The 14,376-nt window shown below is 67.2% G+C and carries 12 protein-coding genes; 8 read left to right on the forward strand and 4 right to left on the reverse strand.

The annotated features are described in order from the left end of the window. Positions 1-124 precede the first annotated feature (124 nt). From BOSE46_RS08160 to BOSE46_RS08195, 8 genes are all read left to right on the forward strand, one after another. Complete coding sequence (locus tag BOSE46_RS08160; RefSeq protein ID WP_159539766.1) at positions 125-2,206, forward strand: hydantoinase/oxoprolinase family protein; 2,082 nt, start codon at positions 125-127, stop codon at positions 2,204-2,206. Then, positions 2,203-4,128: a hydantoinase B/oxoprolinase family protein gene (locus tag BOSE46_RS08165; protein WP_159539767.1), complete on the forward strand. Its 1,926-nt coding sequence runs from the start codon at positions 2,203-2,205 to the stop codon at positions 4,126-4,128. Before BOSE46_RS08160 ends, BOSE46_RS08165 begins: the two co-directional genes overlap by 4 nt. A gap of 388 nt (positions 4,129-4,516) precedes the next feature. After that, positions 4,517-5,311 (forward strand): SDR family NAD(P)-dependent oxidoreductase, encoded by a 795-nt coding sequence (locus tag BOSE46_RS08170; RefSeq protein WP_159539768.1) that lies wholly within the window; start codon positions 4,517-4,519, stop codon positions 5,309-5,311. Between the two features lie 63 nt (positions 5,312-5,374). Next, positions 5,375-6,592: an acyl-CoA dehydrogenase family protein gene (locus tag BOSE46_RS08175; protein ID WP_159539769.1), complete on the forward strand. Its 1,218-nt coding sequence runs from the start codon at positions 5,375-5,377 to the stop codon at positions 6,590-6,592. A gap of 26 nt (positions 6,593-6,618) precedes the next feature. Continuing rightward, positions 6,619-7,725 (forward strand): acyl-CoA dehydrogenase family protein, encoded by a 1,107-nt coding sequence (locus tag BOSE46_RS08180; protein WP_159539770.1) that lies wholly within the window; start codon positions 6,619-6,621, stop codon positions 7,723-7,725. Beyond that, complete coding sequence (locus BOSE46_RS08185; protein ID WP_159539771.1) at positions 7,706-8,626, forward strand: alpha/beta fold hydrolase; 921 nt, start codon at positions 7,706-7,708, stop codon at positions 8,624-8,626. Before BOSE46_RS08180 ends, BOSE46_RS08185 begins: the two co-directional genes overlap by 20 nt. Positions 8,627-8,661: 35 nt before the next feature. Beyond that, positions 8,662-9,396, forward strand: coding sequence for a FadR/GntR family transcriptional regulator (locus tag BOSE46_RS08190; RefSeq protein WP_236551837.1), 735 nt, complete (start codon positions 8,662-8,664; stop codon positions 9,394-9,396). A 338-nt stretch (positions 9,397-9,734) separates the two neighbouring features. Further along, entirely contained in the window at positions 9,735-10,217 is a 483-nt protein-coding gene (locus BOSE46_RS08195) for a MaoC family dehydratase (RefSeq protein WP_159539773.1), read from the forward strand. A gap of 36 nt (positions 10,218-10,253) precedes the next feature. On the opposite strand, the gene BOSE46_RS08200 is transcribed toward BOSE46_RS08195, so the two are convergent. Genes BOSE46_RS08200 through BOSE46_RS08215 form a run of 4 tightly spaced genes read right to left on the reverse strand, consistent with a single transcriptional unit; the run spans position 10,254 to position 14,366 of the window. Continuing rightward, complete coding sequence (locus BOSE46_RS08200) at positions 10,254-11,033, reverse strand: enoyl-CoA hydratase/isomerase family protein (RefSeq protein WP_159539774.1); 780 nt, start codon at positions 11,031-11,033, stop codon at positions 10,254-10,256. Then, positions 11,030-12,055 carry an acyl-CoA dehydrogenase gene (locus tag BOSE46_RS08205; RefSeq protein ID WP_159539775.1) on the reverse strand — a complete coding sequence of 342 codons (1,026 nt, stop codon included), beginning with the start codon at positions 12,053-12,055 and terminating at the stop codon, positions 11,030-11,032. The genes BOSE46_RS08200 and BOSE46_RS08205 overlap by 4 nt, the downstream gene beginning before the upstream one ends. Next, positions 12,052-13,182, reverse strand: coding sequence for an acyl-CoA dehydrogenase family protein (locus BOSE46_RS08210; protein ID WP_159539776.1), 1,131 nt, complete (start codon positions 13,180-13,182; stop codon positions 12,052-12,054). The genes BOSE46_RS08205 and BOSE46_RS08210 overlap by 4 nt, the downstream gene beginning before the upstream one ends. Beyond that, complete coding sequence (locus BOSE46_RS08215) at positions 13,179-14,366, reverse strand: CaiB/BaiF CoA-transferase family protein (protein WP_159539777.1); 1,188 nt, start codon at positions 14,364-14,366, stop codon at positions 13,179-13,181. Before BOSE46_RS08215 ends, BOSE46_RS08210 begins: the two co-directional genes overlap by 4 nt. Positions 14,367-14,376: the final 10 nt, after the last annotated feature.

Genomic DNA, 14,376 nt, shown 5'->3' on the forward strand with positions numbered 1-14,376 from the left:
TTGTGTGCCCCAAAATATAATCCTGATATTTATTGACAGAGATTACGGTGGCGACCATGATCGATGTGTGACGTGGATCGCATTGGTGGTCACGGGCACTCAAACCGCAGCGAAAGGATCGAGCGTGGAGAACGTCTCGCAGGATCGCCCATGGGTTGTCGGAATCGATGTCGGTGGGACATTCACTGACATCGTCGCGCTCGACCTCGTCGCAGGTGAGGTGCGTGACGGGAAGGTGCTCACGACCCCCGAGCAGGAAATTGGGGTGCTCGAGGCGATACGACAAATCGGTATCGCACCTGGGCAGATCGGTGAGCTCGTACACGGCCATACGGTCGGCATCAACGCTGTGCTGAGCCGCGTTGGTGCCAAGACGGCGCTACTCGCCACCGACGGCCACCGCGACCTGCTCGACATCGGGCGGATGAACCGTGAGTTCGGTCCGCAGTTCTACGACCCCACATGGGTGCGCCCCCACCAGGCGCGGCCCATTGTGCCGAGACATCTGCGAATCGGTGTGCCCGAACGAATGTCGTCTGACGGCGACGTCGTACGTGCCCTCGACTCGCGTGCTGTCCGCGAGGCGGCGGAGCAGCTCAAGGTCGACGGCGTCGAGAGCGTCGGAATTTGCTTCGTCAACGCCTATAACAACCCCGTCCACGAGCAGCGCGCTGCCGAGATCGTCCGGGAGGTGCTTCCGGAGGCCTATGTGCAGACTTCGTCGCTGTATTCGGTGACGAAGGAACACGAACGCACCACGACCGTGGCTCTCGATGCGTACGTCGGCCCTGCTGTCACGCACTATCTGCAGCGACTCCGCGGTGTGTTGGCTGACGCTGGCTTTGACGGTCTGTTGTGGATCATGACCATGAACGGTGGTGTTGCAACCGTCGAACATGCTGCCAAGGCGCCAGTGTTCCAACTCGTCTCCGGACCGGTCGGTGGCGTCGCGGGCGCGGTCCGCCTCGCCCAATCCGGCGGCCCGGCAAACTTGCTGACGATGGACGTTGGCGGAACCAGCACCGATGTCGCAAGCGTCGTGTCGGCCGCTACCCCCCTAACCGACCTCTGGACTCTGGAGCAGGGGCTGACCATGACGATGCCGCTGGTCGACGTCGGAAGCGTCGGATCTGGCGCAGGCAGCATCATCTCCATGGACTCCTTGGGTGCATTGCGCGTCGGCCCCGCGTCAGCCGGCTCGACGCCGGGCCCCGCGTGCTACGGCCGCGGCGGTTCGGAGCCGACGTTGACCGATGCCTGCGTGGCGCTCGGCATCTTGCAGCCCGACCTGTTTGCGGGCGGATCGATGACACTCGACACAGCCCTGGCGCACAAGGCACTCTCGACGGCTGGCGATGGCCTCGGCCTCGACGCCATCGGGTTGGCCTCGGCCGCCTACGCGGTCGCCTGCGAGGACATGGCAGCCAAGATCCGGTCGGTTTCGGTCTACCGGGGGATGGACCTGCGCGACTTTGCCCTGCTGCCGTTCGGCGCGGCTGGCCCCATGCTGGCCAACCAAGTGGCCGAGATCCTGGGCGTCGACACCATTGTGGTGCCATACAGTCCTGGCCAGTTCTCGGCGCTCGGCCTGCTCGGCAGCGACCTACGAGTCACGACCGCAACGGCACCCATGTCGGTCCTTACCGGGCCCGGCGCCACCAAGCTCGAGCAGTCTTTCGCGGCAATGGAGGACGGCATCCGGGGCGACCTCGTGGCAGAAGGTCTCGACGTCAGCGCCTTGCAGTTCGAGCGGGCCTTCTTCGGCATGTACGTGGGACAGACATGGGACAACCGGCTGCGGTTGGATGAGGGTCCGCTCACCGCCGACACGATCGCCGACATGGTTGAAAGGTTTCACACCTTCTACCAGCAGACCTACGGATTCTCGGCACGCGAGCTGCCGGTCATGTGCACGAGCCTCGAGGTCACGGGTGTCATCAAACGCTCCGCAGAGGTGACACGGCAGGTGTCGGACGACCACGGTACGTCGTTCGTTCGGACCGCCACCGTCATCCCGACGGGTCATGGGCCGCTCGAGGCCGAAGTTCACCAGCGCGAGCGGCTCACGTCCGACGCCAAGATCGAGGGCCCGGCGCTTGTCGTCGAGCGATTCGCCACCACGTTCATCCAGCCGGGTTGGTCCGGCGGGCTACGAGATGACGGTTGTCTCGTCGTCAGTCGCAACGAAGAGAGGGGTTCGCGATGACCATCGCACCCGAGACAACGTCGTCAGCAGCACCCGCCGGCCTGTACGACACGATCCGGTACGGATTGATCGAGATCGCACGCGAGATGAATCTCTCCTTGATGCGGAGCGCTTTCTCGCCCGTGGTGCGCGACATCCTCGACTGCACCACCGCCGTGCACTTGAAGACTGAGCACGGCTGGGAGATGGTCGCCTGCTTCGAGGGCTGCATGCAGCACGCGTTCACGTCGCAGCACATAGCCAACTTCACGATGGACGAGTGGGACCTCGACCGCACCGAGCCCGGCGACGTCATCTTCGTCAATGACCCGTGGCGCGGCGCGATCCATCAGTCGGACGTCAATCTGCTTCGACCAATCCACATCGACGGCGAGGTCCGCGCGGTCCTGCACTCCACGTCGCACGTTGTCGATCTTGGTGGGCCGATCCCCGGCGGGTTCTCCAACGGTGTCGAGACCGCGTTCGAGGAGCAGCTCAAGTTTCCGCCGACTCTCCTCTACGCCGACGATGTGCCGGTGCGTCCGGCGTTCAACTACTTGCTCGAGAACACGCGTGTCCCGTCGATGCTGCTTGGTGACATTCGCGCCCTCTACGGATGTCTCGTCGTCGGCGAGGGGCGCTTGCGCGACCTCCTTGCCCGCTACGGAACCGACACTGTCTTCTCCGCGGCGCAGCATGCCATCGATGTCACCGAGGCGAGCATGCGTGCGGGTATCCGGCAAATCCCGGACGGCGACTACCGCATTGAGGATTTTCTCGATGATGACGGCGTCGATTCCGAGCCACTGCCAATGGTCGTCACCGTCAAGGTGCGCGGCGATTCGATGGAGATCGATTTCTCAGGCACCGGACGTCAGCCCCGCGGTAACGTCGGGACGGCGTGGGTCGAGGCCACCAGGTGCATCGAGGCGGTCAAGATGCTCGTCGACCCCGAGCCGCCGGTCAACAGCGGTACCTTGCGGCCGATCGAGACGATCCTGCCGCCAGGTAGCGCAGTCTGCGTGCTACCGCCATCGAGCTGCTCCAACCACATGGACGTGGGGTCCCGATCGATCAACATGGTCGTCAAGGCAATCTCTGGAGCGCTGGTCTCCAAATCCATCGCGGCTGACTCAGGAACCTGCGCGACGATCGTCATGGGCGGCATCGACATGCGGCCAGGTCGCGAAGGCAACCAGTGGGGGTCTTTTGCCGGACCTGGCGGAGGCTGGGGTGGTACCTGGAAGGGTGACGGCCTCACCTATTGCATCGCCCCGATCGGAAACTGCCGCACCTCGGTGCACGAGCATGCCGAAGCCGAGTCGCCGACCGTGGTCGGTCAGATGGAAGTCATGCCGGACTCAGCCGGGGCGGGCAAGCACCGCGGCGGATTCGGCGGCATCTACACGATGGTCGCGATGTCCGACACCTTGGTCACCATTACCTCAGACCGGGTCCGCCACGGCGCAGATGGTGTCGTAGGCGGTGGCCGCGGAATGTCGTCATATGCCTGGTACATCCCGCAGTTCGACTGGTCCAAGCACATGAACCCTCGTATGCTGCACGGCCTTGAACCTCTATATGGAGCGTTCGACGAAAATGGTGTGCCCAGCGCTGACCGCGGATCGGTCGAGGGCGGCGCTACGAACTCCACCGGCAAGCTCGCTGGCGTCGTCGTCAAGGCAGGTGACGCTCTGCGAGTTGTCATCGGCGGCGGCGGCGGGTGGGGTGATCCTCTTGAGCGCGATCTGGAGGCCATAGCCAACGATGTCCGCGATGGCCTGTACTCGGCCGGCTACGCGGCCGAGGCGTTCGGAGTGGTCTTCGAGGACGGCGAGGTTCGGGATGTCGAGTCTCGCGAACGTCGCCGGCATCTGGCCGCCGAGCGTGAAGCTGGCAGATGGACGGTCCCCTCTGCCTCGCCCACCGACTGGATCCTGTGATCCGATCGCGCCCGGGCACCGCGCCCGGACCCGATTCAACCTACGAAAGGAGCCCTCATGGGTGTTGATCGCTTGCTCTTCGGGCCGCCGCAAAAAGCCACAGTCAGCGTCGAGCGGGTCAGGACGGGCCAGACGTGTCCCGCCTGCGGCTCGAGTGATGTGGCCCGCTACCCGGTGGCCAACTTCCTCGGCCCACGCATGGTCGTCAAGTGCCAGGATTGCTTCGAAAACCTCGAAACGACCGTACCGACGGCTGACGACCACTGGCCCCCGTGGGCATCAGCGACGTCCGACTGGCCAGCCTCTCGCAACGGTTAGCCGGCGTCCGCTCGCCGGCCGACCAGAGCGACATCGACCGCACAGCGAACAAGATCAGAACAGAGGCTCCATGGGTTCACTAGACGGCAGGACAGTCATCATCTCGGGCGGAGCCCGAGGCATGGGAGCCGCAGAGGCTCGGCTCATCGCGGCCGCCGGCGGCAGCGTCGTTGTCGGTGACGTGTTGGTCGACGAGGCTCGGGCAGTCGCGCGTGAGATCGAGCAGGAAGGCGGCCGAGCGGTCGCGGTCGAACTCGATGTCACGAACGACGACGACTGGAAGCGCGCGACGGCGATCGCCACTGAGCTGGGCGGCGCCGATGCGTTGGTCAACAACGCCGGCATCAGTGAGCGCGTCGGCATCCTCGACACCGACCGGGAGGGCTGGGATCGAGTCCTGGCCGTCAACCTGACCGGGTGCATGCTCGGCATCCGCGCCGTCGCGATCGGTATGCGTGAGCGGGGCAATGGGTCGATCGTCAATGTCTCGTCCATCGCAGGGCTGACCGCCTACTCATCTGCTGCCTACTCAGCCAGCAAGTGGGGGCTGCGCGGTCTGTCGAAGGTCGCGGCGCTCGAGCTAGGACCATTCGGCATCCGTACCAACTCGATCCATCCCGGCATCATCGAGACGCCGCTCATCAGCGACGTGACCCCGCTGGTGCGCTCGTCGTTCGCTGCCGTCACGCCTCTCAAGCGTGTGGGACAGTCCAACGAGGTCGCCGAGCTGGTGACCTTTTTGTGCTCTGACGCGTCCTCGTACATCAACGGCGCTGAGATCGCGGTGGACGGCGGGTTTTCGGCTGGTGGGGCGTTCCAGGGCGTCATCAACGAAATCACGTGGCAGTCCTCATCGTCGTCGTAGTGACGTGGCTCGACACCGTCCGACGGGGTTGCAGAATCTCGGCTATCTAGTATCATAGTTTGCATGAATACAGTGGCCGGTCCATCGACGGACGTCGGAGATTTCCGCGCGCGCGTCAGGGCGTTCCTGGACAGTGAGCTGCCAGACGACTGGGCCGGGGTAGGCAAACTCGACCATGCTGAGGCAAGGGAGTTTGCTCAACGTTGGCGGGCATCGCTCGCCGAGCATGGGTTCTTGGCGGCCTCGTGGCCCGTGGAATACGGCGGCGCTGGTCTCACTGACGCCGAACGGGTCCTGCTTGCCGAGGAGTTCGCTCGCGTGGGCGTACCCACTGGGATCATGAACGACATCTTCAGCATCGTCATGATTGGCAACACCCTGCTCCACTGGGGCACGGAGGAGCAGAAGAAGCACTTCCTGCCGCGCATCTTGTCTGGTCAGGATGTCTGGTGCCAGGGCTACTCCGAGCCAGACTCTGGCTCCGACCTCGCCTCGCTGTCCACCCGCGCGGTGCTTGACGGTGACGAATGGGTCATCAACGGCCAGAAGATCTGGACCTCCGGTGGCCACCTCGCCGACTGGATCTTCGTGCTCGTCCGCACCAACTCCGAGGCTCCTGCGCATCGCGGCATCACGATGCTGCTGGTACCGATCGAGCAGGACGGTGTCGACGTTCGACCGATCAAGAACATCGCGGGGGAGAGCGAGTTCAATGAGGTCTACTTCACCGACGCGCGGTGCCCCAAGGAGAACGTGGTCGGGGAGGTCGACAAGGGCTGGCCGGTAGCCATGACCTTGCTCGGCTTCGAGCGGGGGGAGTCTGCGGCCACGCTGCCGATCATGTTCCGTGCGGAACTCGATCGGCTCTTGGATCTGGCTCGCGAGAACGGTGCGGCCGCGGAGCCCGTCATGCGTGACGCGCTGGCTGACATCTACATCGACAACGAGGTCATGCGGTTCCTGGGTCGCGACTCGCTGGCTCGCTTCTTGGCCGGTCACGCGCCCGGACCGGACGCCGCGATCAGCAAGCTCTTCTGGAGCGAGTACCACGAGAAGGCCACCGAGTTGGCGCTCGACGTGCTCGAGCGCGAGAGTCTGGTGGCCGAGGGGCGTCGACCGACCAACACCACGCTGTTCCAGACCGACGACGTCGGCGCGCCCAACACCAGCGCCTCGTGGATCACCACGGCCCTGAACTCGCGCTCTGGAACCATCTACGCCGGCACCTCCGAGATCCAGAAGACGATCATCGGTGAGAAGCTGCTCGGCCTCCCCAAGTGATGACGACCGCACAGAAGGCAGCCCCCATGGATCCCTTGCTCGACGACGACCAGCTCTCGTACCAGCGCAGTCTGCGGGCCTTCCTCGACGTGACCTGGGGCGACGCCCAGGTCCGAGCCGACCTGGATGCTCCCTCGCCCGACCGCGACACCTGGCGCCGTCTCGCGGCCGACCTCGGTGTGGCCGGCTTGAGCATCCCCGAGCAGTACGGCGGCTCGGGTGGGGCGCCGGCCGAGGCACTGCTCGTGGCAGAAGAGCTCGGGCGGGCGATTTACGGCGGCCCGTATCTGAGCACCGTGGTGCTTGTCGCCAATGCGATCGTGCTGAGCGGCGACGAGGCGATGGCTGCGGAGCTGCTGCCGGGCATCGCCAGCGGGGACAAGACCGCCGCTTTGGCGACCATCGACGTCGGCCGTGACCGCTACGCCGCTCTCGTCCCGGAGGCGACGTCCACGGGGGACGGTTGGGTCGTGAGCGGCGAGGCGCGCCGAGTCATCGACGGCGCCGACGCCGACCACGTGATCGTCGAGGCCACCACGCCGGCGGGACGCTCGTTGTTCCTCCTCGCCGGCACGGGCGTCGAGCGCACAGCGTCTGAGACGCTCGACCCGACACGTCGCATGGCCACCCTCGTCCTGAACGAGGCACCGGCGCGACTGATCGGCCGGAACGGCCAGGCCGGGGAGATCCTCGCGGCGATCAAACCCCTCGTGGCACTGGCGCTCGCGGCCGAGGCGGTCGGCGGCGCGGATCGTGCGACCCGCGACACCGTCGAGTACGCCAAGGTGCGCCACCAGTTCGGCAAGCCGATCGGCTCGTTTCAAGCCGTCAAGCACCGCTGCGCCGACATGCAGGTGCGGCTCGCCGGCGCGCGCGCCGGTCTGCGCCACGCCGGCTCGGTGCTGGTCGACGGCAGCGAAGACATCGACTTGCTTGCGTCGGTCGTCAAGGTCTACGCCACGAAGTCGTACTTCCGGACGGCCGCCGACATGATCCAGCTGCACGGCGGCATCGGCTTCACCTGGGAGCATCCTGCGCACTTCCACTTCAAGCGCGCCAAGTCCCTCGAGATCTTGGGCGGGACGCACGTCGAGCTGCGTGCGGCGATCGCCGATGTCGTCCTCGCCGGCTGAGACCGCTTCCGGGCCGGCATGGTTCGTCGACGCACTGGCTGACGCCGGCGCGACTCGCGACGTGCAGGTCAAAGGCGCCCGTGTCGAGTACCGCGTCTGGGGCCCCGAGAGCGCGCCGACGGTGGTGCTCGTCCACGGCGGTGCGGCGCATGGGGGATGGTGGGATCACGTCGCGCCGCTGCTGGCCTCGGACCGCCGAGTGGCTGCGATCGACCTGACGGGACACGGCTCGAGCGACTCGCGATCTCACTACGACTTCTTCACGTGGTCGGACGAGATCGTCGCTGTCGGCGACGCCGAGAGCGGAGGCGCCCGGTTCGACGTCATCGGTCACAGCATGGGCGGCGTCGCCGCCCTGACGACGGCTCTGCTGCGCGGCGAACGACTGGGCGGGACGGTGGCGATCGATCCGCCCGACTGGCTGGTGGCTGAGGGAGGTCTGGCGGCGCGACGCGTCTTGCTGCCTCCGCGCCGGTTCCACGCGAGCCGTGATCTGGTCGAGTCGCGGTTCCAGGCACGTCCGGTCGACCCGGCTCGCCTTCGGTACGTCGAACGACGCGTGGCAGAACGCTCGGTGCGACGGACCGACGACGGCTGGACGTGGCGCTTCGACCACGCCGTCACGTTGCACGATTCCTTCCCGGACGAGCTGTGGGGACGGCGGCTCGGTCCCACGGTGCTGGTGATGGCCGAGCGGAGCCTGATGTCGGTTGACCAGGTCGATGAGCTCAGCTCGCGCCTCGGAGGGGTGCCGGTCGTCACCATCGCCGACAGCGGCCACCACGTCATGCTCGACCAGCCTCTTGCCTTGACTGCGTGCCTCCAAGAAGTCCTCGCGGGCTGGGTCGAGGGGCCGGTGGGCGAGGCCGTGGCCTCGTCGCCGTGCGCGGACGTCACGTAAGTCTGCGTATAATTATGCGGGTGAAGCCCGTGCAGATGACAGCCTTTCGGCAGCGGACCCCCAAGGCGTCCGAGCGTCTCGCGCGCCACCTTGCTTCTTCGATCGTCGAAGGAGAGATCGCGGAGGGCGCCCGGCTTCCTCACGAGAGCGAGATGCTCAAACAGCTACAGGTGAGCCGCGCCACGCTGCGCGAGGCGCTGCGACTGCTGGAGGTCTGGGGGCTCGTCGTGATCCGTACCGGTCCCGGCGGCGGCCCCACTGTCCGGCGACCGAGCTCGGGAGAGTTCGCCGAGCATCTCGGACTGATGCTGCAGTTCCAGCAGCTCACCCTCAAGGACGTGTCCGATGCCCGCCTGGCGCTCGAGCCGATGATGGCTCGCCTGGCGGCCCAACGCATCACTCCCGAGCAGATCGCCGACCTGCGTGACTCCATCGAGATCATGACGCAGTCGTATGACGCCCCGGTCGAGTTCTGGGCGCAGAACCAGAGATTCCACTCGGCGGTCGCCGAAGCCGGCGACAGCCGGGTCATCAGCATGGTCGTCGACGCGGTCAAGTTCATCGCTGATGGTGCCTCGAGCGGCGTCCACTACGGCCGCGACGAGCTCGAGGACGTCGTGCAGGCGCATACCAAGATCGTCGATCTGCTCGAGGCGGGCGACGCCGAGGGCGCCGCGGCGGCGATGCACCACCATCTCGACGTCGGTCGGCGCTTCATCGCCAAGAACCAGCCGGGGACGCTTCGCAGCCGCATCCACTGGCCCGAGTAGTCAGCGGTCTCAGACGAAGGTTCGCGGCGCGTTCGTGAAGCGCATCGCGGAGCGGCGCAGTCGACCGGGCGACGCCAAGGTGTCGTCGTCGACGCGGATCGCCTCACCGGTGAGCCACGTGGGCGGCGTGCGATGCCGCGAAGGCTGCGACCTCGCCGTGGTCGCGGGTGGTGCCAAAACGTCCGACGCCATGATGATCGGCCCACTCCGCTGCAGGCGAGTTGTGTCACGCCGGTGCTCACGGCGAGCTGTCCGCCGGGCAGGGGCCGGGTCAAGGTCTGCCATGAGGTTCTTCCGAATGGTGGACCAGGACAGCATCACGTAGGATAATCATAATTATGACAAGAAATACACACGAGATAGCGAATTCGCCCCTCACGATCGTGCTGGCCGACATCGAGAGCGCTGTGGGCGCGTCGCTCGGCCCGGGTCCCTGGGTACCGATCGAGCAGGCGCGCATCGATGCGTTTGCGGAGGCCACGGGGGACCACCAGTGGATCCACGTCGACACCGATCGGGCCGCCGATGGTCCGTTCGGCCGCACGATCGCCCACGGCTACCTGACCCTCTCGCTCGTCCCGTTGCTGATGCAGGGCATCCTCGACGTGACCGGCCGCAGCAGCGGCGTCAACTACGGCATCGACAAGGTGCGCTTCGTCAACCCGGTCCCCGAGGGCGCTCGTGTCCGCATGTATGGGTCGATCCTGGCCGCGACCCCGCGATCGGGGGGCATGCAGTATCGACTTGGCCTCACGATCGAGGTGCACGGTGTCGAGAAGCCGGCCATGGTCGGCGAGTTCATCGTCCTCGCCTTTCCTTGACCCGGGATCGGGACGGCAGCCTCGTGCCTGCCGGCCTCAGCGACCGGTGAACTTCGGTTCGCGTCGTTCGAGGCTGGCAGCGATGCCCTCGCGACTGTCGGTCGTCTCCCACAGCCAGGCCTGCTCGGTGGCTTCGCGGTCGAGCGTCGCGATGACGCGCTCCGCGAGATCGCCGCGCAACGTCTGTCGGATCGAGCGAACAGCGAGCGGCGCGAGATCGGCAAGCTCGCGGGCGTAGGCCAGCGCCACCGCTCGCTCGGCGCCGGGCTCGGCCAGACGGTCGACCAAGCCGAGCGAGTGGGCGCGCGCGCCGTCGACGCGCTCGGCCCCGACGAGCATGCGGCTCGCGGCCTGCGTCCCGATGATGCGCGGCAGCGACGCCGACAGGCCGAAGCCCTGGTGAAAGCCCAGGCGAGGGAAGTTGGCCCAAAAGCGCGTCTTCGAGGAAGCCACGCGGAAGTCGGCGGTGCAGGCCAGACCCAGGCCACCTCCCACGGCTGCCCCTTGGACCGCAGCGACCACGGGGAGAGGTGAGGCGAACAGTCGCGCTCCCTCGGCATACAGGCGGCGTGAGTCGACAGCCCGGTCTGCGCCCTCCGTGGGCGCGGCGAAGTTGGCCCCGGCGCAGAAGTGCTTGCCCTCCGACGCCAGAACGGCCGCTCGTGCCGTGCCGTCAGCGGCGAGGGCGTCGAGTGTGTCGGCAATCGCGGCGATCAGCGGCCGGTCGAAGTAGTTGGCCGGCGGGCGCGCGATCTCAAGGAGAGCGACCGTGCCGTCGATCTGGACTCTCAAGCCGTCGAAGGCGGGGATGGTCATGGCAGCAGCTCCGGTCGGTCGTGGTCGAGGATGAGACGAGCGAACGACGGCTCGTGGGCGGCGGTGTTGCCGAGTCGTCGCGACAGGTCGATCGGCTCCCCGAAGTCGCCGGTCCAGGTGTGCAGTCGACGGGTGTAACCCTGCAGCCTGTATTCCTGCGTCATGCCGATCGCACCGTGTGCCTGGTGGGCGGCCCTGGCCGCTACGAGCGCGTTCTCAGCAGTCACGAGCTGAGCTGCGGCGACGTCGACATCTTTCAGGTCGTCGTCGAGCGCCAGCCGATCAGCGACCGCCGTGCACATGACAGCCATCTGCTCGATCTGGACGACATGAGCCTGCACGGCCTGGAACGCTCCGATCGGCTTGCCGAACTGGACCCGCTCGGAGACGTAGCGGCGGGTCAGTGCGGAGATGGCCTGCAGTGCGCCTGCGACGAGCGCGACCCGCAGGGCGACCGCTCGTCGACGCACGTGGTCGGCGCTGGTGCCGGCGCCGATGGCGACCGCGGCCACCTGCGAGAACGTGAGTGTGTCGCGTGGCTGGCCGGCCAGGTCGACGCCGTGTCGGACCGTCGCGTCACGCGCCTTCACCACGACGGTGCGGCCGTCGTCGGCTATGGCGACGACCAGGTCGACCGTCGATCCCCACGGGACGTCGGCAAGGATGCCACTGACCGTCTGGTCGTCGTGGATCGTCAGCGACGAGGCACCGACGGGGATGGAGATGCTGGCCATGGGCTGGAGGGGCAGGCCCGCCTCGACAAGGGCCCAGGCACCGGTGGTCGCCTCGACGACCGGGATGTCCGAGGCGTGACGCCCGGCGAGAGTGGCCAACGCCATGAGGTCGGCGAACGTCCCGCCGGATCCCTCGCGGTCCTCGGGCACACCGACGAGGTGCAGTCCGAGGTCGGCGAACAGAGGCCACGGGGTCTCCGCGAGGGGGCCCGACTCGCCGATCGGGGCGTCGGTCGGCCACGCGGCGGCGAAGAAGTCCCCGAGGGCGGCGGTGAGGTCGGATGTCATCGCTTGATGAGTCCCTTCGAGATGACGGTGCGGAGGATCTCGGTCGTGCCGCCGCGCAGCGTCCACGACGGTCCGACGAGGATCGCCTGCGCGAGCAGGGCCTCCCACGGGTCGTCGGACGTGAGCGCAGGTGTGCGGCCGTAGTGTCGTCGGACCAGGCTGAGGGACTCCTGCTCGAACTGGGTGGCCATCTCCTTGACGAGGGCGGCCTCGACGACGGGGAAGACGCCGGAGTCGACGAGTCGGGCGATCGACAGGCTCATGCCGCGGTAGACCCAGAGGCGGGCGAGGATGCGCCCGAGGTCGATCTGGGCCGGCACCGAGTCGCGCACATCCGCAGACCGGGCCCAGTGCTCGAGCAACGGCATCATCGACATCCACCGGTCGACGCCGCCGCGCTCGAGGGCGAGCTCGCTGGTGTTCTGGCCCCATCCGGCACCGACCGCGCCGAGGCGGGCGCTGTCGGGCAGGCGGACGCCGTCGAAGGAGACCTCGCAGAAGTGCCGCGTGCCGTCGATGAACGGGATGGGCGCGATCGTCATGCCCGGCGTTCCTTGAGGAACGATGAACTGGGTGAGGCCGTCATGTCGGCCTTCCGAGGTGCGAAAGAGGCACAGCAGGTGAGTCGCCGTGGTGGCGTTGGACGTCCAGATCTTCGTGCCGTCGATGCGCCAGGTGCCGTCTTCCAGGACGGCGCGCGACCGGACCGCCGCCAGGTCGGAGCCCGCGTCGGGTTCGCTCATGCCGATGGCGAAGGAGAGCTCGCCGCGGGAGATGCCTGGCAGCAGCTCGCGACGCTGCTCCTCGGTGCCGTTGTGGAAGATGTTCAGGCCAGACTGGCGGTCTGCCGTCCAGTGGAAGCCGACCGGGGCACCGCGCGTGAGCAGCTCCTCCACGACGATCTGCCTCTCGACAGCGGTGCGCCCACCGCCCCCGTACTCGGCAGGCAGGGCCATGCCGATCCACCCTTGGGAACCGAGGTCGCGCGAGAAGTCGGCATCGACGGCGCCGGCCATGCCAAGCCCCAGGGGGTAGGTGCCCGGCGCCAGGCGCTCGTCGAGGTAGGCACGCACATCGGCCTGCAGCGCGCGCTCCTCGGCGGTGAGGGTCGTGGGGACGAGGTTCACGGGGCCTCCGTCAGATGGGTGCTCAGCTCGCCGAGCACAGCGGCGGTGTCCTGCCCGATCAGGGGCGCGGGGGAGGGGGTGGTCAAGGCGGCGCCGTGGAAGACGGCCATCGTCGGGATGATCCGGTACGACCCGGCATGCGGGTGCTGGACGACAGGCAGGTCGTCGACGAGATCCTGCAGGGACGCGACGGCGGTCGCCGGGATGCCTGCCTCCCGGCAGTAGTCGAGCCACTGCTCGGTCGTGCGGGTCGGGGTGATGCGCCGGACGTCGCGGTACAGCGAGTCGGAGTTGGCGATCGTCGCGCGCAGGTCGGCGTACCGAGGATCGGTGGCGGCATCGGGCACGCCGGCCTCGGTGAACAGCGATGCGTAGTGCTCGGGGCGGTAGGGCAGGAGATGGACCCAGCCGTTGCTCGTGGGATGCGGCCGACGGTCGGGCGACAACACGCGCGCATAGCCCGTGGCCGGCTTGCCGGGCATGGCGACCGGAGGCTCGCTGATGGCACCTGCGCCATGCTCGACGAGCATGAAGGCGTTCATCGCCTGATTCATCGGCACCTCGACATGTCGGCCCACGCCAGTGCGAGCCCGCTGCACCAGCGCGGCGGTGATCGCTTGGGCCATGACGAGTCCGCACACCTTGTCGGCGAAGATCGTCGGCATCAGGCCGGGGGCGCCCGTGACGCGCTCGACCACGTCGGAGACACCGGTCGCAGCTTGGATGATGTCGTCGTAGGCAGGTTCGTTGCCGCGGGGGCTGCCGACCGGGAAGCCCTGCGCCTGGCAGAAGACGATGTCCTCACGTATCGCGCGGATCGACGCGTAGTCGAGGCCTAGGCGGGTGAGCACATGCGGCCGCATGGTGGACACGACCACGTCGCATCGGCGGACGAGGGCCTCCAGGGCGGTACGGCCCTCTGCCGACTTGAGGTCGATGGCGACGGAGCGCTTGTTGCGCAGCAGGTTGAGGGAGATGCCCGACAGCTCGGGGTGCGGACCGGGCCCCATGACGCGGTTCGTGTCCCCGTCGTGTGCCTCGATCATGATCACGTCGGCACCCTGGTCGGCAAGCACCTGGGTCGCCAGCGGGCCCATGACGACCCGGGTGAGGTCGAGGATCTTGATGCCGGCGAGGGGTTGCTGGGCTGTGACGGCGACGGGGTCGTTGTCGGATGAGTCCATGAGCGCGCGC

The organism is Aeromicrobium sp. 9AM, assembly GCF_902506105.1.
GTDB lineage: Bacteria > Actinomycetota > Actinomycetes > Propionibacteriales > Nocardioidaceae > Aeromicrobium.

Bases quoted from the DNA above. Each gene is read 5' to 3' on its own strand.
- BOSE46_RS08175 (WP_159539769.1), top strand. From the start codon at position 5,375: ATGAATACAGTGGCCGGTCCATCGACGGACGTCGGAGATTTCCGCGCG.
- BOSE46_RS08165 (WP_159539767.1), top strand. From the start codon at position 2,203: ATGACCATCGCACCCGAGACAACGTCGTCAGCAGCACCCGCCGGCCTG.
- BOSE46_RS08215 (WP_159539777.1), bottom strand. From the start codon at position 14,366: ATGGACTCATCCGACAACGACCCCGTCGCCGTCACAGCCCAGCAACCC.
- BOSE46_RS08185 (WP_159539771.1), top strand. From the start codon at position 7,706: ATGTCGTCCTCGCCGGCTGAGACCGCTTCCGGGCCGGCATGGTTCGTC.
- BOSE46_RS08205 (WP_159539775.1), bottom strand. From the start codon at position 12,055: ATGACATCCGACCTCACCGCCGCCCTCGGGGACTTCTTCGCCGCCGCG.
- BOSE46_RS08190 (WP_236551837.1), top strand. From the start codon at position 8,662: ATGACAGCCTTTCGGCAGCGGACCCCCAAGGCGTCCGAGCGTCTCGCG.
- BOSE46_RS08195 (WP_159539773.1), top strand. From the start codon at position 9,735: ATGACAAGAAATACACACGAGATAGCGAATTCGCCCCTCACGATCGTG.
- BOSE46_RS08200 (WP_159539774.1), bottom strand. From the start codon at position 11,033: ATGACCATCCCCGCCTTCGACGGCTTGAGAGTCCAGATCGACGGCACG.
- BOSE46_RS08180 (WP_159539770.1), top strand. From the start codon at position 6,619: ATGGATCCCTTGCTCGACGACGACCAGCTCTCGTACCAGCGCAGTCTG.
- BOSE46_RS08170 (WP_159539768.1), top strand. From the start codon at position 4,517: ATGGGTTCACTAGACGGCAGGACAGTCATCATCTCGGGCGGAGCCCGA.